This window comes from Pseudomonas amygdali, assembly GCF_002699855.1.
In the GTDB taxonomy this organism is placed as follows: Bacteria; Pseudomonadota; Gammaproteobacteria; order Pseudomonadales; family Pseudomonadaceae; genus Aquipseudomonas; species Aquipseudomonas amygdali.
Genome location: NZ_LKBW01000288.1, coordinates 36,203 through 53,591 on the forward strand (window position 1 = coordinate 36,203; position 17,389 = coordinate 53,591).

16 protein-coding genes are annotated in these 17,389 nt (G+C 58.1%); 6 read left to right on the top strand and 10 right to left on the bottom strand.

The window, feature by feature from the left end:
- Positions 1-6 precede the first annotated feature (6 nt).
- Genes AO277_RS21605 through cysG form a run of 4 tightly spaced genes read left to right on the top strand, consistent with a single transcriptional unit; the run spans position 7 to position 4,395 of the window.
- The gene (locus AO277_RS21605; protein WP_044317679.1) at positions 7-1,329 is read left to right on the top strand and encodes a replication-associated recombination protein A; all 1,323 of its coding nucleotides are present in this window, start codon (positions 7-9) and stop codon (positions 1,327-1,329) included.
- The gene (gene crcB, locus AO277_RS21610; protein WP_002553993.1) at positions 1,329-1,703 is read left to right on the top strand and encodes a fluoride efflux transporter CrcB; all 375 of its coding nucleotides are present in this window, start codon (positions 1,329-1,331) and stop codon (positions 1,701-1,703) included. Before AO277_RS21605 ends, crcB begins: the two co-directional genes overlap by 1 nt.
- 16 nt (positions 1,704-1,719) lie before the next feature.
- A complete protein-coding gene (gene serS, locus AO277_RS21615) occupies positions 1,720-3,000 on the top strand; it encodes a serine--tRNA ligase (protein WP_044317680.1) in 1,281 nt (426 codons plus the stop codon).
- Positions 3,001-4,395, top strand: coding sequence for a siroheme synthase CysG (gene cysG, locus AO277_RS21620; protein WP_044317681.1), 1,395 nt, complete (start codon positions 3,001-3,003; stop codon positions 4,393-4,395).
- A gap of 51 nt (positions 4,396-4,446) precedes the next feature.
- On the opposite strand, the gene AO277_RS21625 is transcribed toward cysG, so the two are convergent.
- The 6 genes from AO277_RS21625 to tusD form a co-directional block, all read right to left on the bottom strand.
- The gene (locus tag AO277_RS21625; RefSeq protein ID WP_044317682.1) at positions 4,447-5,445 is read right to left on the bottom strand and encodes a glutathione S-transferase family protein; all 999 of its coding nucleotides are present in this window, start codon (positions 5,443-5,445) and stop codon (positions 4,447-4,449) included.
- Between the two features lie 108 nt (positions 5,446-5,553).
- A complete protein-coding gene (locus AO277_RS21630; RefSeq protein WP_044317683.1) occupies positions 5,554-6,555 on the bottom strand; it encodes a glycosyl transferase family protein in 1,002 nt (333 codons plus the stop codon).
- On the bottom strand, positions 6,552-6,887 hold the full coding sequence (locus AO277_RS21635; protein ID WP_044317684.1) for a TusE/DsrC/DsvC family sulfur relay protein: 336 nt from the start codon (positions 6,885-6,887) through the stop codon (positions 6,552-6,554). Before AO277_RS21635 ends, AO277_RS21630 begins: the two co-directional genes overlap by 4 nt.
- Complete coding sequence (gene tusB / locus AO277_RS21640; RefSeq protein WP_044317685.1) at positions 6,884-7,183, bottom strand: sulfurtransferase complex subunit TusB; 300 nt, start codon at positions 7,181-7,183, stop codon at positions 6,884-6,886. The genes AO277_RS21635 and tusB overlap by 4 nt, the downstream gene beginning before the upstream one ends.
- A complete protein-coding gene (tusC, locus tag AO277_RS21645; protein ID WP_002553986.1) occupies positions 7,183-7,545 on the bottom strand; it encodes a sulfurtransferase complex subunit TusC in 363 nt (120 codons plus the stop codon). The genes tusB and tusC overlap by 1 nt, the downstream gene beginning before the upstream one ends.
- Position 7,546: 1 nt before the next feature.
- Positions 7,547-7,939 (bottom strand): sulfurtransferase complex subunit TusD, encoded by a 393-nt coding sequence (gene tusD, locus AO277_RS21650; RefSeq protein ID WP_002553985.1) that lies wholly within the window; start codon positions 7,937-7,939, stop codon positions 7,547-7,549.
- Positions 7,940-8,173: 234 nt separating this feature from the next.
- Here tusD and AO277_RS21655 point away from each other — a divergent pair, with 234 nt between their 5' ends.
- Positions 8,174-9,475 (top strand): MFS transporter, encoded by a 1,302-nt coding sequence (locus AO277_RS21655; RefSeq protein ID WP_044317686.1) that lies wholly within the window; start codon positions 8,174-8,176, stop codon positions 9,473-9,475.
- Between the two features lie 14 nt (positions 9,476-9,489).
- Positions 9,490-10,269 (top strand): substrate-binding domain-containing protein, encoded by a 780-nt coding sequence (locus tag AO277_RS21660; RefSeq protein WP_044317687.1) that lies wholly within the window; start codon positions 9,490-9,492, stop codon positions 10,267-10,269.
- Here the strand turns inward: AO277_RS21660 and AO277_RS21665 are convergent.
- The 4 genes from AO277_RS21665 to AO277_RS21680 form a co-directional block, all read right to left on the bottom strand.
- Complete coding sequence (locus AO277_RS21665) at positions 10,255-11,163, bottom strand: LysR family transcriptional regulator (protein ID WP_044317688.1); 909 nt, start codon at positions 11,161-11,163, stop codon at positions 10,255-10,257. The genes AO277_RS21660 and AO277_RS21665 overlap by 15 nt on opposite strands.
- A gap of 63 nt (positions 11,164-11,226) precedes the next feature.
- Positions 11,227-13,407: a DEAD/DEAH box helicase gene (locus AO277_RS21670; protein ID WP_044317689.1), complete on the bottom strand. Its 2,181-nt coding sequence runs from the start codon at positions 13,405-13,407 to the stop codon at positions 11,227-11,229.
- 43 nt (positions 13,408-13,450) lie between these two features.
- Positions 13,451-14,746 carry an ATP-binding protein gene (locus tag AO277_RS21675; RefSeq protein WP_031594952.1) on the bottom strand — a complete coding sequence of 432 codons (1,296 nt, stop codon included), beginning with the start codon at positions 14,744-14,746 and terminating at the stop codon, positions 13,451-13,453.
- Complete coding sequence (locus tag AO277_RS21680; protein WP_080899159.1) at positions 14,743-17,286, bottom strand: tellurite resistance TerB family protein; 2,544 nt, start codon at positions 17,284-17,286, stop codon at positions 14,743-14,745. The genes AO277_RS21675 and AO277_RS21680 overlap by 4 nt, the downstream gene beginning before the upstream one ends.
- Positions 17,287-17,389: the final 103 nt, after the last annotated feature.

Here is a 17,389-nt window from a genome sequence, read left to right on the forward strand (position 1 = left end):
CTGATCATGGATCTGTTCAGCCGCGAACCGATAGCTCAGCCTCTGGCTGCACGTTTGCGTGCTACCAATCTGGATGAATACGTCGGTCAGGAGCACGTGCTTGCCCACGGCAAGCCTCTGCGTGAGGCGCTGGAGCAGGGTGCGCTGCATTCGATGATTTTCTGGGGCCCGCCCGGTGTGGGCAAGACTACCCTGGCGAGGCTGCTGGCCAAGGTGTCGGACGCGCATTTCGAGACTGTTTCCGCCGTGCTGGCGGGGGTCAAGGAAATTCGTCAGGCAGTGGAAGTCGCCAAACAGCAGGCCGGGCAATATGGCAAACGCACGATTCTGTTCGTCGACGAAGTGCACCGCTTCAACAAGTCGCAACAGGATGCGTTCCTGCCTTATGTCGAGGATGGCACGCTGATTTTTATCGGCGCTACTACCGAAAATCCTTCGTTCGAACTCAATAATGCCTTGTTGTCCCGTGCCCGTGTCTATGTGCTCAAAAGCCTGGACGAGGCGGCGCTGCGCAAGCTGGTCCATCGTGCTCTGACCGAGGAGCGCGGGTTGGGCAAGCGCCAACTGACCCTGAGCGATGAAGGCTTCACGATGCTCATGGCCGCCGCTGATGGCGATGGTCGGCGCATGCTCAATCTTCTGGAAAACGCGTCCGATCTTGCCGAAGACGGCAGCGAGATCGACGTCGAGCTGCTGCAGAGCCTGCTGGGTGACAGCCTACGTCGCTTCGACAAGGGCGGCGAGGCGTTCTATGACCAGATATCGGCCTTGCACAAGTCAATACGTGGTTCTGATCCCGACGCAGCCCTGTACTGGTTTGCCCGGATGATCGACGGCGGCTGCGATCCGCTGTATCTGGCGCGTCGCGTGGTGCGCATGGCCAGTGAAGATATCGGCAATGCAGATCCGCGCGCCTTGCCGCTGTGCATGTCGGCCTGGGACGTGCAGGAGCGTCTGGGCAGCCCCGAGGGCGAACTGGCAGTAGCGCAGGCCATCGTCTATCTGGCCTGTGCGCCAAAAAGCAACGCGGTCTACATGGCCTTCAAGGCTGCAATGCGCGAAGCCGGCGAGCATGGTTCGCTGGAGGTTCCGCTGCATTTGCGCAATGCGCCGACCAAGCTGATGAAGCAGCTCGGTTATGGCGAAGAATACCGATACGCCCATGACGAGCCTGAAGCCTATGCGGCAGGTGAGGACTACTTTCCGGACGAGCTGGAACCACGGCAGTATTACCAGCCTGTGCCACGCGGTCTGGAACTCAAGATCGGTGAGAAGCTCAGGCATCTGAGCGCATTGGACGATGCCAGTCCCCGCCAGCGGAGAAAGTGATGATTCAGACCATTCTTGCGGTGTCGATTGCCGGGATCGCTGGTACATTATTGCGTTTTGCAGCGGGTACCTGGGTAAGCGCCAACTGGCCACGACATTTTTACGCAGCAACGCTTGCGGTCAACATCGTAGGGTGCCTGATAATCGGCGTACTGTATGGATTGTTTCTGCTGCGCCCGGAAGTGCCCATCGAAATTCGTGCCGGCTTGATTGTCGGCTTTGTAGGCGGTCTGACGACCTTTTCATCCTTTTCACTGGATACGCTGCGCCTGCTGGAAAGCGGGCAGGTACCGCTGGCCCTTGGTTATGCCGGTATCAGCGTATTCGGCGGGCTGCTCGCAACCTGGGTTGGCCTGTCCCTGACCAGACTTTGATAGACGAGAGAACGATATGCTCGATTCCAAACTGTTACGTACTCAACTTCAGGACGTAGCGGATCGCCTGGCTTCCCGTGGCTTTACACTGGATGTGGCGCGCATTGAATCGCTGGAAGCCCAGCGCAAGGTGGTGCAGACCCGCACCGAACAGCTGCAGGCCGAGCGCAATGCACGTTCCAAATCCATCGGTCAGGCCAAGCAGCGCGGCGAAGACATTGCGCCGTTGATGGCTGACGTCGAGCGCATGGGCAACGAGCTGAGCGAAGGCAAGGTCGAGCTGGACGGCATTCAGGCCGAGCTGGATGCGCTGGTTCTGAGCATTCCGAACCTGCCTCACGAATCGGTGCCGGTCGGTGCTGACGAAGAAGGCAACGTCGAAGTGCGTCGCTGGGGTACGCCGACTGCCTTCGATTTCGAGGTCAAGGATCACGTTGCTCTGGGCGAGAGGTTCGGCTGGCTCGACTTCGAGACCGCTGCCAAGCTGTCCGGTGCGCGTTTTGCGTTGCTGCGTGGCCCAATCGCGCGCCTGCACCGTGCGCTGGCGCAGTTCATGATCAATCTGCATATCAACGAACACGGCTACGAAGAGACCTACACGCCTTATCTGGTGCAGGCACCTGCGTTGCAGGGTACAGGCCAGTTGCCCAAGTTCGAGGAAGACCTGTTCAAGATCACCCGCGAAGGCGAAGCTGATCTGTACCTGATTCCGACCGCGGAAGTGTCGTTGACCAACATCGTGTCGGGTGAAATTCTCGATGCCAAACAGCTACCTCTCAAGTTTGTTGCCCACACCCCTTGCTTCCGTAGCGAAGCGGGTGCGTCGGGTCGTGACACGCGTGGCATGATCCGCCAACACCAGTTCGACAAGGTCGAGATGGTTCAGATTGTTGCGCCTGAAGACTCCATGGCTGCGCTTGAATCGCTGACCGGCAACGCCGAGCGCGTTCTGCAGTTGCTGGAACTGCCGTACCGTACGCTGGCGCTGTGCACCGGCGACATGGGTTTCAGTGCCGTGAAGACGTACGACCTGGAAGTGTGGATTCCAAGCCAGGACAAGTACCGCGAAATCTCTTCGTGCTCCAACTGCGGAGATTTCCAGGCGCGCCGCATGCAGGCCCGCTGGCGCAATCCGGAAACCGGCAAGCCGGAACTGGTCCACACCCTCAATGGGTCGGGGCTGGCGGTGGGTCGTACACTGGTCGCGGTGCTGGAAAACTACCAGCAGGCGGATGGGTCGATTCGTGTGCCCGAGGTGCTCAAGCCTTACATGGGCGGCCTTGAGGTCATCGGTTAAATGGAATTTCTGCCGCTGTTCCATAACCTGCGTGGCAGCCGGGTGCTGGTGGTCGGCGGTGGTGAAATTGCCCTGCGCAAATCACGCCTGATTGCCGACGCTGGCGCAGTGCTGCGCGTGGTTGCGCCAGAAATCGAGGCCCAACTGAGCGAGCTGGTCGTCCAGAGCGGCGGTGAGATGATCCTGCGTGGCTACAGCGAAGGCGATCTTGATGGTTGTGTGCTGATTATCGCCGCGACGGATGACGAGCCGCTCAATGCCCAGGTTTCCCTTGACGCCCGGCTGCGCTGCGTTCCGGTCAATGTGGTGGATGCCCCGGCGTTGTGTACGGTTATCTTTCCGGCGATTGTCGACCGCTCGCCATTGGTGATCGCTGTGTCCAGTGGCGGCGATGCGCCAGTGCTGGCACGTCTGATCCGTGCCAAGCTGGAAACCTGGATTCCCTCCACCTATGGGCAGCTCGCCGGGCTGGCTGCGCGCTTTCGCAATCAGGTCAAAGGTCTGTTTCCGAATGTGCAGCAACGCCGAGCGTTCTGGGAAGATGTTTTTCAGGGTGCCATTGCCGACCGCCAGTTGGCCGGGCAGGGGGCCGAGGCCCAGCGTCTGCTGATCTCCAAGATCGCTGGCGAGCCGCCGCCGGAGACCGGCGAGGTGTATCTGGTCGGTGCTGGCCCCGGTGATCCTGACTTGCTGACTTTCCGGGCCTTGCGCCTGATGCAGCAAGCGGATGTGGTGCTGTATGACCGCCTTGTCGCGCCTACGATTCTGGACCTGTGCCGTCGCGATGCCGAGCGTGTCTATGTCGGTAAACGCCGTGCAGAGCACGCTGTTCCGCAGGAACAGATCAACCAGCAACTGGTTGCACTGGCCAAGCAAGGCAAGCGAGTGGTGCGCCTCAAAGGCGGCGATCCGTTTATCTTCGGCCGTGGCGGTGAGGAAATCGAAGAGCTGGCTGCGCATGGCATTCCGTTTCAGGTGGTTCCGGGTATTACCGCCGCCAGTGGTTGTGCGGCGTATGCCGGTATACCTCTGACGCACCGTGATCACGCACAGTCTGTGCGTTTCATTACCGGTCACTTGAAAAACGGCACCACAGACCTGCCCTGGTCCGACCTGGTTGCGCCTGCTCAGACGCTAGTGTTTTACATGGGGCTGATCGGTTTGCCGGTCATCTGTGAAGAACTGATCAGGCATGGTCGCTCTGCCGACACGCCTGCTGCGCTGGTTCAACAGGGCACGACGGTCAATCAGCGCGTATTTACCGGCACTCTGGCCAATCTGCCGCAACTTGTCGCCGAGCATGAGGTGCATGCGCCGACGCTGGTGATCATCGGCGAAGTGGTCAAGTTGCGTGAAAAGCTGGCGTGGTTCGAAGGGGCTCAGGCGACTGTCTGAAGTCGATGGCGGATAGCCCGTTCGGGCTATCCATCCTTTTTTGCCAATCTGTCAATTGCTCCAGACACCCTCACCGGACAGCCGCTCCCGGTCGTGACCTGCCTGCAGATTAAGCGCTGGACCCTTCGGTATGATGCCGGTCGGATTGATGGTGCGATGGCTCGCGTAGTAGTGGCCCTTGATGTGCTCGAAGTTCACGGTCTCCACGATACCTGGCCATTGGTACAACTCACGTAGCCAATTGCTGAGGTTCGGGTAATCCGCGATGCGCCGCAGGTTGCACTTGAAGTGGCTGTAATACACCGCATCGAAGCGCACGATGGTGGTGAACAGGCGTATGTCGGCTTCGGTCAGGTGTTTTCCCGTCAGGTAGCGCTTTTCGCCCAGCAGGTTTTCCAGCACGTCCAGTTCGGCAAACACATCATTGAATGCATCTTCGTATGCCCCCTGCGAGGTGGCGAACCCGGCCCTGTAGACACCGTTGTTGACGTTCGGATAAATCTGCTCGTTGAGCTCGTCGATGCTCGCCCGCAAGGCTTGCGGATAAAAGTCCAGCGTGTTGCCGGTCAATTCGTCGAATGCGCCATTGAACATGCGAATGATTTCCGCAGACTCATTGCTGACGATGCATTTCCGCTGTTTGTCCCACAGCACAGGGACAGTAACGCGTCCGGTATAGCTGGGATCATCGGCCGTATAGCGTTGGTGAAAGAACTGGAAGTCATCCAGTGCATCGCCGCTGGAGCCTTTTTGCTGATCAAAAGTCCAGCCATTTTCCAGCATCAACCAACTGACCACTGAAACGCCGATCAGGTTTTCCAGTCCCTTGAGCTTGCGTACGATCAGTGTGCGGTGTGCCCACGGGCATGCCAGTGAGACATACAAGTGGTAGCGGCCGGCCTGTGCAGCAAAACCGCCCTCACCGGATGGCCCCGCTTGTCCGTCGACTGTGACCCAGTTGCGTCGTTGCGCATTTTCGCGCTGAAAGGCGCCATCTTTGCTGCTTTCGTACCACTGGTCTTGCCAGTGTCCTTCGACCAGAAGACCCATGTCTGACTCCCATTTCCAGGTTATAGAGCTTGGAGGTCAGCCAGGGCGCATCGGTTCGACCTAAAACGCGTAAGATTATGGGGGCTGGTGATCGTCACAGCCGATAGGTCAAAGGTTCTTGGCGCGGCGATCCCAGAACACTCGGGCTTGCTCGAAAGCGTCGTCGCGAGCGACACCCAGGCCGCGCAGGGCATGCGCGATTGTCGATATCAACGCCAGTTGCGGGTAGCTGTCTTCGATTTCCCCGCGCCATAAGGCCAACAGTTGCTGCGGGTCGAGTGTCGCCGGTTTTACGTGACGGCGCGGCGAAAGCGCTGGCCACTCCTCGTCCCAAGGCTGGCCGCCAGTGGTGCCGTACAAATGGCTGATGGTGTCCGGATTGATCTCGATTTCGCCACCGTCACCCTTGACCACAATGGCGTTGTCGCCCAGCAGGCTGCTGGCATCGCGATGCACGCTCTGATAGCCCGGATGAAAGATGCTTTGCAGGCCGCAACGGGCCTGAAGCGGGTTGAGAATGCGTGCCAGAGAATGAATGGGGGAGCGCAGGCCCAGCGTGTTGCGCAGATCAATCATGCGTTGCAGCTGCGGTGCCCAGTCCCCTAGCGGAATGAACGCTATATTGCCTTGCTCAAGCGAGGTTTCGACTGCTGACCAGTTGCGGCACAGGGGAATATTCAGCAGGCCGAGCAATTGTTCGGTGTACAGGCGTCCAGCAGTATGGGCACCGCCGCCGTGCAGGAGGATCTTCACGCCGTTTTGCGCCAGACACTTGGCCGCCAGCAAGTACCACGGCAGATGACGCTTTTTCCCTGCGTAGGTCGGCCAGTCGATATCGACCTGAATCGCCGGAGCATTCAGGCGTTCGCGCACGGCTTCGGTAAACCCCGCCAGTTCCTCAGGGCTTTCTTCCTTATGGCGCAGCAGCATCAGGAATGCCCCGAGCTGAGTGTCCTCGACTTTCTCATCGAGCAACATGCCCATGGCCTCTCGCGCTTCTTCGCGCGTCAGGTTGCGCGCACCGCGTTTGCCTTTGCCCAGAATGCGCACAAATGTCGCAAAGGGATGCTCTTCAGGTGTTTCGGTAACAAGCGCGGCGTAATCGTTCATATGCAATTGGTCGGTTTAGGCAGGCCCGCCAGCTTGGCGGCGAGTTTGGCGGGAGTGCCGTTGAACAGGCGGTTGAGGTGCATGCTGTTGCCTTTTTCCGTACCCAGCTTCAGTGCGGTGTATTTGATCAGCGGCCGAGTGGCTGGCGAAAGCTGAAACTCGGCGTAGAAATCCCGCAGCAACTGGAGGATTTCAATGTGCTCGGCACTCAGGGTGATACCTTCCTCAGCGGACAGAGCGTGTGCGACGTCCAGCGACCAGTCGTTGAGGTCCTGCAGAAAGCCATCCTTGTCCAGTTCGATGCTGTGCCCGTCAATCGTCAACTGTTTCATAGCCAGGTATTGACCTTGTCGAAGCGTAAGGACAGTTCCACGAAGGCAGGGTAGTCGATGCTGTTTACTCCGGTGGGCAGTGGCAGATTGCGTGCCTTGATGTCTTCATCAAGCACAAATAACTGCAATGAATCGACCAGGGGCTGTAGGGATTTCAATGGTGCGCATGACGGCGTCAGTGCATAAGTAGCATCGCCACAGAGCAATACGCCGTCGCCACGGCCCAGCAGGCGCAGGCAGCTGTCCAGTCGGGTGTCGGCAAAAGGCGAATGGGAGAGAACGTGCAAAGTAGTCATCAGATCGTAATCACCTCGTCGTAGCGGTCAAAAAGTGCCGACAGTTCGGAGCGTGTGTACAACTGACTGATTTCTTCGCTCAATGCGCTGGCAGGGATGCCGCGCTCGGTCAGGCTTTGCCCGCAGGCATACAGGTCTTCAACGCCGAACATCGACAGGGCCTTGAGGTTTGCGGTCAGGTCTTTCTGTTGCAGGGCGTCGGGCAACTGCTGCGGCGACAACTGGAAAACCCCGTCATCCAGAAACAGCAGGCCGACTGACAGATCGAATGCACCCCCCGCCAGCACGATGTCCAGCGCTTCACGGGCACCGGGGCCGGACCACGGCGATTGACGGCTGACTACCAATAATGATCTGGGCATGTCACGGCCCTCCAAAGCAGATCAAACGATCAGCCGATTGCACGGCATCGTGCAACTGCCCCAGCCCGGACAATTCCCAAGGCTCCCGCAGATTCGCCGCTGGCCGCTGATAACGCTCGGCCTCTTGGGCATCAAGCACGCCACGACGCAGCGCGGCGGCGATGCATACCACGCCATCCAGGTGGTGTTCGGCGATGAAGTCACGCCATTGCAGGGCCATATCCTGCTCATCCTGAGGCGTCACGACATTGGCCGACGCGCTGTGTACGCCGTCTTGATAAAAAAACAACCGGACGATCTCATGTCCGCCTGCGAGTACGGCTTTGGCGAACAGCAAGGCTCTTCGCGAGGAGGGCGCATGGGCGGCGGAAAAAAGTGAGATGGCGAATTTCATGATCGGCTCTGCCAACAAAACATCCGCAATGATAAAGAATTCAAGGGCCGACGTGTGAGTTTGGCGCGGTTCGACCTGCAAGCACTGGGTCAGGGCGAAACCGTCTGAGTGTCGATTGATGTTCATCGGGCATCAATCGATGAAAATATAGCACTTATCGTTTCAAAGTGTGTCCGGCAGACTCCTTCCTCATAAGCGCTTACAACACTCTAATAAGATCGCTGGAGAACACTGATGCACAGCTCATCCCCATCAGGAACAGGCAACACCCGGTCGAAGGCCGGAGCAGTATTTCGCGTCACTTCAGGCAACTTCCTCGAGCAATTCGACTTCTTCCTGTTTGGCTTTTACGCCACCCAGATCGCCTCCGCCTTTTTCCCGGCCAGCAGTGAGTTTGCTTCGCTGATGATGACCTTCGCGGTCTTCGGTGCGGGCTTCCTGATGCGCCCGTTGGGTGCCGTTATTCTGGGCGCTTACATCGATGACGTGGGCCAGCGCAAAGGCTTGATCGTGACTCTGTCGATCATGGCCAGTGGCACGCTGTTGATTGTCCTGGTGCCCGGTTATGCGAGCATCGGCTTGTGGGCACCGGCATTGGTGCTGGTCGGCCGCTTGCTGCAAGGCTTTTCCGCAGGCGCGGAATTGGGCGGCGTGTCGGTGTATCTGGCAGAGATGGCGACACCCGGCCGCAAGGGCTTCTACACCAGTTGGCAGTCAGGCAGCCAGCAGGTGGCAATCGTTGTCGCTGCTGCGCTGGGTTACGGCTTGAACCAATGGATGACACCTGCTGCTGTCGCCGACTGGGGCTGGAGAATTCCGTTCGCCATCGGTTGCCTGATCATCCCGTTCATTTTCCTGCTACGCCGCAGCCTGCAGAAAACCGAAGAGTTCGCCACGCGCGCTCACCGTCCGACCATGCGACAGGCGTTCGCGACGCTGCTGCAAAACTGGCGCGTGGTGATTGCCGGCATGCTGATGGTGGCGATGACTACCACCACGTTTTACCTGATCACCATTTATGCACCGACATTCGGCAAAACCGTACTCAATCTGAATACCTCCGATGCGCTGCTGGTGACGTTGCTGGTCGGTGTCTCCAACTTTATCTGGCTGCCGGTCGGCGGCATGTTGAGCGACCGTTTCGGACGCAAGCCGCTGCTGGTAGCGATGACCCTGCTGACCATCATCAGCGCTTATCCGGCGCTGTCCTTTCTCGCTCAGGCGCCAAGCTTTGCTCATATGCTGGAAGTGCTGTTGTGGTTCTCGTTTCTCTACGGTTTGTATAACGGCGCGATGATTCCGGCGCTGACTGAAATCATGCCGGTAGAGGTACGGGTGGCCGGTTTTTCTCTGGCCTATAGCCTGGCGACAGCAGTTTTCGGCGGTTTCACCCCGGCAATCTCGACCTGGTTGATCCATCTGACCGGTGACAAGGCTGCACCTGCTTACTGGATGACGTTCGCTGCAGCTTGCGCGCTTGGCGCGACCCTGGTGCTCTACCGGCACCTTTCGGTTCGCCCGCAACTGGCTGTTTAATAAAGGAAAAAACTATGAAACTGTTGCATAAACATCAATTGGCGGTGCTTTTTCTGGGCTGTATGGCAGTCAGCGTTGCCGCTCAGGCTGAAGAACTCAAGGTCATGACATCAGGCGGCTTTACTGCTGCATATAAACTGCTGGGGCCGCAATACGCGACGTCTTCCGGGGATACACTGGACACCATCCTTGGCCCGTCGATGGGCAAGGCCCCCGAGGCCATTCCAAACCGCCTGGCTCGTGGCGAGCATGCCGATGTGGTGATCATGGTCGGCTATGCGCTGGATGATTTGATCAAGCAAGGCAAGGTAGACCCGGCATCGCGGGTCGAGCTGGCCGATTCGCGGATCGGGATGGTGGTGAAGGAGGGGGCGGCCAAGCCTGCAATCGGTACCGACAGCGAGTTGAAAGACACGCTGCTCAAGGCGAAGTCGGTTGCTTACTCCGACAGCGCCAGTGGTGTGTACATCGAAAAAGAGCTTTTCAAAAAGCTCGGTATCGAGAAGGAACTCGCGCCGAAGGGCAAGATGATCGAGCGCATCCCGGTTGCTTCAGTGGTTGCCAAGGGCGACTACGAAGTGGGCTTTCAACAGGTGGCCGAACTGTTGCCGGTTCCCGGCGTGACATTCGTGGCGAAGATTCCGGAAGACGTTCAGTCGGTTACCCGCTACGCCGCTGGCATTCCGGTCAGTACCGAGCACCCGAAGCAGGCGAAGGCATTGCTCGATTACCTGGCGTCCCCAAAAGCGCAGGCCACGGTGCAGTCTACCGGGCTGGATTCAGTTCCCCGCTGAACGTAGCGGCATCTTCCTGACCAGTCGTTCCAGTTCAAGGGCTGCAGGCGTCAATGTCCTCCCGCGACTTTTGATCAGCCCTACGTTGCGAACCACTTCAGGTGCAACCAATGGCACGCTCACCAGAAACGGGTGAGCGGTCATCGGCATGGCAATCGAGGGCACCGCCGCCACGCCGAGGCCGGCCTCCACAAGGCCGATCATGGTGGTGACATGCCGCGTTTCGCAGATACTCTCCTTGTTCGGGCGTGAGAGCGCCAGCGCCTGATCCAGTACCAGACGGTTACCTGACGTTATGTCCAGAGCGATGTAGTCGTGGCGGTACATTTCCTCCCAGCTCACGCTGGCGCAGGTCGCAAGCGGGTGATCCCGGCGGCAGGCCATCACATAGCGTTCCTGAAGAAGCAATTCGAAGTCGACCTCCGGTGCCAGATTGCCGCTGAAACTCACCCCGAAATCTGCCTCGCCAAGGGCAACTGCGCTGTTGACCTCGTTGGCGCTGGCATCCATGACGCGGATTCTGATTTTTGGAAACAGCTTATGAAACTCGCTGATGACCTGCGGCATGAAGTAGTAGGCGGCTGACGGCACGCAAGCAATGGTGACGCTACCCATCCGGGTGGAACCGACGCCATCGATGGTCATCAATGCGATGTCGAGGTCATCCAGTATTCGCTCGACCTGAGGCAGAAATGCACGGCCCACCGTGGTCAGGCTGACCCTGCGGGTGGTCCGTTCAAACAGCTTCACGTTCAGCGCAGACTCAAGCTTTTCTATACGGCGGCTGAGTGCAGGCTGGGTGATCTGCACGGTTTCAGCGGCCTTGCGGAAGCTGCCATTCTCGACCACGGCACGAAATGCCTGGAGGTCGTTTAGGTCGAAATTGATGGGCATTGCATGACCAGGATTATTGATTCGGTATGGACATCAATATATCAGGTTGCGCGGGCAGGGCAGTCAGGCCGTCAAGGTCTTCGCAAGCGCAATCGCGTTCGGTATATCAAGCTGGCTGGAGGCAAATGATTTGATCAGCAACGAATTTGGCAGGGCCCAGTCCCACTTCTCCCGTATCAGATTCTTCACATCTTTCAGCAGTGGTTCCACGTCGGTTGCGTCCAGTTCCGCAATCCTGCCCAGTGCTGTCAGCACGCTTTCCTGAGAGGCGCTGATTTCGAGTACTAGTCCCGAAGCTGTGCACATGACCCCAGCCTGGTTAAGCAGCAAGCACAGCGCATCATTGGTGTAGTCGCCCGCCCAGGTCAGCAGATAGCTGTTTGAGGTCGATCCCGTCAGACACTGGTCAGCTAGCCCCAGCCGGTGAAATGTCTGGCGCGCTTCCGCCAGTAGGACTTGTGCATTGGCATCGAGGAACGGGCAGGGGGTGACCTCCGTCAGTACCGCGCGCATTTCTTTACGCACCCGGTCATGGATCTTTGCGCCCAGTCCGTCGAATACCGGAGGTTCGCCGCCACGGGCGCGTTTGACAGTAATGACTTTCTTTTCCAGGTCCACATCCATGACCTGCCAGCGTTTGCCTGCAAAGATGATGCGTTGCCCGAGGGTCAGCGGGCGGCTGACAGGAATGGAACCTAGCGGCTTGCCATCGAGAAGCAGCCTGAATTCTTCGTCGCTGCTGAACGCGCTGTAGAACTCGTAGTGGTTGACCAGCTTTTCACCGATCTCGCCAGGCAATAGCAGGCCAGAGCTGTCCTGGACGATCAGTTTCTTTTCACCCAGAGTCTTGAGAAGGGCCATGAAGTCGTTTTTATCAACGGCCGCGAATGTTCCGCTCGCGATCAGCTCATTCCAGAGCTGTGAAGCATGTGCACCACCTTGCTGCGCAATCGTAGACAGGCATTGCTGGACCAGCGTAGAGGCGTGCAGGCCGTTTGCTCTTGGAGGTTCGAACCACTTTTCGATCAACAATCGAATCATGGCGATTGTCTGCACCAGGTTTTGCCGGAGCTGATCCGAGAGGTCTGAATCAGGTGTCAGGGTGTCTTCCTGGCAGTAGGCGCGAAGTGTGGCGGGCTCACCTGCGCGACGCCCGGAGCGGCCTAGTCGCTGGCGCAGGCTCGCCACTGATGGCGGAGGTCCGATCTGCGCGACCGCCTTGATGTTACCGATATCGATGCCAAGTTCGAGGGTCGTTGTGCAGACGGCCGAGGCGGGCGGGCTGCCGGCCTTCAGTGCTCGCTCCGTATCTTCACGCAAGTCTCGAGACAAGCTTCCGTGGTGAGGCAGGAACTCGTTCGGCAAACCGTCGTTTTCGCACAAATGCCGCAGCCGGTCGGCGTACCATTCAACTTTGTCGCGGCTATTGGGAAAGATCAGATTGTTACTGCCACGTAATACCTTGTACATATGCGCGGCTATAGCGTGTCTGGTCCCGGAGACATCCTCTTTCTGCTCTTCATCCTGATCGTTGTCGTTGTCTTTTGTGACGACCATCTGCAGGTTTGCCGCCAGTTTCTTCATCGGCAGCATGGTGTAACCACGTACCTGAACCTGAAGGTCCTGGCCCGACGTTTGAGAAATGATTTCGTCCATGCGCTGGCCTTGCCCCGGACGCAGGAACTCGCGGGCGAGCGCCATCTCACCTAGGGTTGCAGACAGCCCTACGCGTGGCAGCTTTTTGCCGACGACCGTTTCCACGCGATGCATCAGGGACTGCAATTGTTTGCCGCGCTCGCTGCCGATGAAAGCATGTAATTCGTCGATGACGATGTAGCGAAGGGGCTGAAAGAGGCCAGCAAGTGCCGAGCCCCGGTTCACGAACAGGGCTTCCAGCGACTCGGGGGTTATGAGCAGTACACCGCTGGGCGATTTCAGAAAACGATGCTTTCTGCTTGCCGAAACATCCCCGTGCCAGCCGACCACCGGGATCTCCAGATGCTCGCAAAGACGTGTCAACCTGTCCCACTGATCATTGATCAAGGCTTTGAGCGGGCTGATATAGAGCACAGCGCCCGGCGCATCGGTATTGTTGAGCAAATGGGTCAGAATGGGCAGAAATGCCGCCTCGGTCTTGCCCGCTGCGGTGGAGGCCGCAATTATAACGTCGCGATCAGCGTCGATCAGCGCAGGGATGGCCCATTCCTGAGCATCCCTTAGCGATGTCCAGCCTTGCGACCACACCCATTGCTGTACATTGGGGTGAAGCCGTTGGAATGCGGATGAGTCAGAGCTTGAAGCTTGTGAGTTCATTATCGGCCTCTACAGTGAAATCACTTTTGCCGCCGTCATCCCTGGCAATGTCAATGGCGCCCACAAGGTTTCTCCAGTTGGCCTCAGGGTTTTGCTCCAGAACCGCCAACAGGTTGATAAACGCGGTAATGGTGGTGCGTGGCGTTCTAAAGTAAGCCTCACCCAGACGCTGACCGCAGTGCTCGATAAAGGCCGGGATCGCCTCTTCCGGAAGCAGGTATTGTTCCGCGTCGCCGTATGCATAAACGTTACGCAGGTTCAGCAGCAGGACATAGAAGTCCTCCGGGGTCAGGCTGGTCAGCCGAATGACAGGGCCGGAAAGATCAACGTAGCCTGTCTTGGCAAAGGTGTTTTCTGCAAGGCGCGATTGCAGGGCCGGGTAGCTGTAGAGGCCGCGGCGAGTGTCCATCAGAAATTCCGGCGTGCCGCCCAGAACAAAGCCCAGCCCGTCAGTCGATCCTTGCAGGGAGTCATTGAGGATGCGCAGGATCTGTTCATAGTTCGCATTGCGAGCCTGCGTGTTGGCAAGCTTGTAGAGGTTGACCAATTCGTCCAGGCACACCATAAGCCCGCCGAAGCCTGCCAGACGCACAAATCGGGAAAGCAGTTTGAGCTGATCGTAAACGGACGCGTCGTCAACGATGCTTCTGACTCCCAAGGCCGCGCGAGCGTCTGTCCTGGTTGTGAATTCTCCCCGAAGCCAGCGGATTGCATCGGCTTTCAGCTGTTCGTTCCCTTCGTTAAAGCCTCGGCAGTAAGCGGCTATGACTTCGGCAAAGTCATAGCCGTTGACCATTTCCGTAAGCTCGGCGAGGTTCTGGCGTATGACCGTCTCGCTGTCTACGCCTTTGCTACTCGCGTGGGTTCTGGCCTGGGAAATAAACTTTTCGACAATACCCTGAAGTGCGCCACCGTCCGGCTTGGTGCGTGTAGACATGTTCTTCGCAAGCTCGGCGTACAGGGAGCGGGCCTGACCGCCCGAGGCGTGCAGGCGTCGATCGGGGTTCAGATCGGCGTGCATCGTCACCAGCTTGCGTTCCATCGCAATGCCTCTGACCAGGTTGAGGAAGAAAGTCTTGCCCGCGCCATACTCGCCGACCACGATGCGAAAGGCAGAACCGCCTTCGGCCAGCCGGTCTACATCCTTGATAAGAGCTGACAGCTCACCCGCCCGTCCGACCTGGATCAAGTGCTGCCCGACACGAGGAACGACACCCGCGCGCAGTGATTGAATGACCGCATCGCGATCCTTGGCTCGTATCTTGTTCATAGGGCAAGCTCGCTTAAAATATCCGGGTTGATTTCGATAGGGTCATCGCCCTCGGAAACCGGCATGTCGAACAATTCGAATGCCATATCGTTGATTTGCTCCAGCGCGCCGTCGAGCATCAACGCCATCTCCGCCGTTGCGATTTCCAGCTCTCGTCGACTCCATTGGTTGCGCGAAACCAGCAGGCGCAGAAACGTAGAGTGGCCCGCATCAAGCCCATGAAGATGGGCGTCAGTGTCTGGGGTGTCTTGTGATGCATCGTCTTCGGCTATCTGCTTGTCATCCTGCTGCTCGTCCTCCTGATCGTCGCGAAAAACATCAGCCAGCAGCGCCGACGCCTCTGCCGTTTCACGTCGCAATTGGGCAACCCTGCCCATGTCCAGCACGATTCCGGAGCCTGGCTTCTTGTCGGGCCCTGTTGCTGTAGTGGCTGACAGCGCTGTCGATACCGGGCCTGTCTGCGAACCGGCCGCAGCACCATGGAGGTTGCTGTAAAGGGTGTGAGGATCGAGTCGAAGTGCCCTGTATATCCGCTCAAGCAGTCTGACTTTCTCAGGCGTAACCGCTCCGTCAGCGTGGGCCAGGTGAGTCAGGCAACCGACGATGGTCTGCTTTTCGTCCTGATTTAGCGAGCTCAGCTTCTTTTTCAGGCTTGCCAGGTTGGGCGGCTGCTGCAGTTGCATCAACAGATATGCCTTGAGACGTGTTCGATGCGAGATACGCAGATGACCCCATGAGTCGATATGCTGTTCGAGCAGTGTAACTGCACGCTGGCTTGTGCCTCTATCAACCGTTGCAACACTGCTGGCGAGATCCAGAGTGACAACAGCCGCATTGTAATCCACTGTCACCCTCGACATGCCTGGATCGGGCTCGGTCACAAACAGAACGATGCTGTCCTCAGTTTTGGGCGCACGATTGCCTGCCAGCACATCCGGCTCCATACCTATGTGCATGCCTTCAAGCACTTTTGTCAGCGCGACGATCTGGTTGCGTGCCTGGGCACCGTCAGACTTGAAACGTATGGCCAGTTGATCAAGCGTCGTCAGCTTCGTAGCAGTCCTGACCTCCGATTGAAGCTGTCGCAGTTCATGTCTGGCGTATTCGGGCCATAGCGACACGGGCAGCAATAGCAGCGCCTCCAATGACTCATGCTTATTGAGATCATCGGCATTGCGGCCCATGTACCGACTGAATGGAGCAAGTACTGAAGCACAGCTCTGCACGAGGAGTTGAATTTTCTTGCGAGTGGCGGACGTAATGCTGACGTCTGGCAGGTCGCCCACCGGGATTTCCGGTACATCGAGGTAGGCGGACGATGGGCGATAGGCGACCCATAGTCTGGTCTTGTTTCTCAGCAGCTTCAGGCCATCGGGAAACTGTTCTTCATATTCGGCCCTGAACAGCCGCTGAAACAGATCTGTGCATCTGCCAACAGGTTTGCCACGCGAGATATTCGGATCCGTCAGCGCCCAAGACAAGGCCCAGGATGCATTCAGCGGGTGTTTGTCGATGGCCATCTGACCTAGCGCCACTCGCAGCACGATGGGCATTTCATAGTAGTCGGCCGACTCCATTGGTGGCTCGCGCAAATACATCTGCCCTGAAATGACAGGCATGCTCAGGTATTCGAGAAGCCGCGAAGCCTGGTTGCAAAACGAAAAATCCCGATGATAAACAGTCCGCAAACGCTCGATTTCCTCTCTTAAAGCGGGAATTTCTTTTCGTGCGTCGGGATCAGAAAGGCTGTCGATCAGTAAACGCCGTTCAAGGCCGTGGAAAAACATGAACAGGTAACCGCTGCTTGCTTCAGGATCGCAACGTCCCCCTGCCACCCACTGCAGATAGCCCCGGCGTGCCGCAGGTTCGAGGTCTTTATAGGTCGACCAATAGTATGCCGACCGTGCAGCGGGAGGCGCATCGGAACCGGCCACCGGCAAGGCAGCGTCTATGAAAGAAGGTTCGGATAGCCTGAATTCCGGGTTTTGCGTTCCTGTGTAGATCATGCCGCCGGGCAAGGTGATATCGGCCACGTTGAACGGCTCCCCTGGACGCAGCCATCTGGCCTTCGCCGGACGATCAGGTGCCTTGGGAATGCTGAAAGAGTTGGTGCCGGGAGAGTCCTGCCGGATGGTAAAGAACTCAGACTCACGCTCTGTATGGCGCATTTGCGGAGCGAAGGCCGAGGGCGCCTGTTCCGGCGCTATGTCCGCCTGCGGTTGTGTACCGCGAACAAGGTTGGGAGACGGTCTGCTGAAGCGCGCATAGCGCCCTATGGCCAGGTCGGAGAAGCCCTCATCGGAAGCCGTTGTATGGATACGGTCGGGATAAGGCTGAGTGCCGCCCGCGAGATTGCCTGACGCTCGACTGAAGCGGGCATATCGACCGATCGCGAGGCGTTCGAGCTCTTCATCGATAAGGCGTATTTCAAAGGTGTCTGACACTGAGCCGTGACTGTCAGACTCGGCAGCATGCCGAATCTCGCCCGCGTGGGGTTGCGTGCCTCCAACAGGATGGACAAGCGTTCGGCTGGGTGCCATTGGGATCTTCCATGGTTCATCGGCTGGCAAACTGGCAGTATCCACATTTTGTCAGCGCGGGCCAAGCGTGGGCGGATGAGCTTGCGATTGCATTAGCCAAACC

Bases quoted from the DNA above. Each gene is read 5' to 3' on its own strand.
- AO277_RS21605 (WP_044317679.1), top strand. From the start codon at position 7: ATGGATCTGTTCAGCCGCGAACCGATAGCTCAGCCTCTGGCTGCACGT.
- crcB (WP_002553993.1), top strand. From the start codon at position 1,329: ATGATTCAGACCATTCTTGCGGTGTCGATTGCCGGGATCGCTGGTACA.
- serS (WP_044317680.1), top strand. From the start codon at position 1,720: ATGCTCGATTCCAAACTGTTACGTACTCAACTTCAGGACGTAGCGGAT.
- cysG (WP_044317681.1), top strand. From the start codon at position 3,001: ATGGAATTTCTGCCGCTGTTCCATAACCTGCGTGGCAGCCGGGTGCTG.
- AO277_RS21625 (WP_044317682.1), bottom strand. From the start codon at position 5,445: ATGGGTCTTCTGGTCGAAGGACACTGGCAAGACCAGTGGTACGAAAGC.
- AO277_RS21630 (WP_044317683.1), bottom strand. From the start codon at position 6,555: ATGAACGATTACGCCGCGCTTGTTACCGAAACACCTGAAGAGCATCCC.
- AO277_RS21635 (WP_044317684.1), bottom strand. From the start codon at position 6,887: ATGAAACAGTTGACGATTGACGGGCACAGCATCGAACTGGACAAGGAT.
- tusB (WP_044317685.1), bottom strand. From the start codon at position 7,183: ATGACTACTTTGCACGTTCTCTCCCATTCGCCTTTTGCCGACACCCGA.
- tusC (WP_002553986.1), bottom strand. From the start codon at position 7,545: ATGCCCAGATCATTATTGGTAGTCAGCCGTCAATCGCCGTGGTCCGGC.
- tusD (WP_002553985.1), bottom strand. From the start codon at position 7,939: ATGAAATTCGCCATCTCACTTTTTTCCGCCGCCCATGCGCCCTCCTCG.
- AO277_RS21655 (WP_044317686.1), top strand. From the start codon at position 8,174: ATGCACAGCTCATCCCCATCAGGAACAGGCAACACCCGGTCGAAGGCC.
- AO277_RS21660 (WP_044317687.1), top strand. From the start codon at position 9,490: ATGAAACTGTTGCATAAACATCAATTGGCGGTGCTTTTTCTGGGCTGT.
- AO277_RS21665 (WP_044317688.1), bottom strand. From the start codon at position 11,163: ATGCCCATCAATTTCGACCTAAACGACCTCCAGGCATTTCGTGCCGTG.
- AO277_RS21675 (WP_031594952.1), bottom strand. From the start codon at position 14,746: ATGAACAAGATACGAGCCAAGGATCGCGATGCGGTCATTCAATCACTG.
- AO277_RS21680 (WP_080899159.1), bottom strand. From the start codon at position 17,286: ATGGCACCCAGCCGAACGCTTGTCCATCCTGTTGGAGGCACGCAACCC.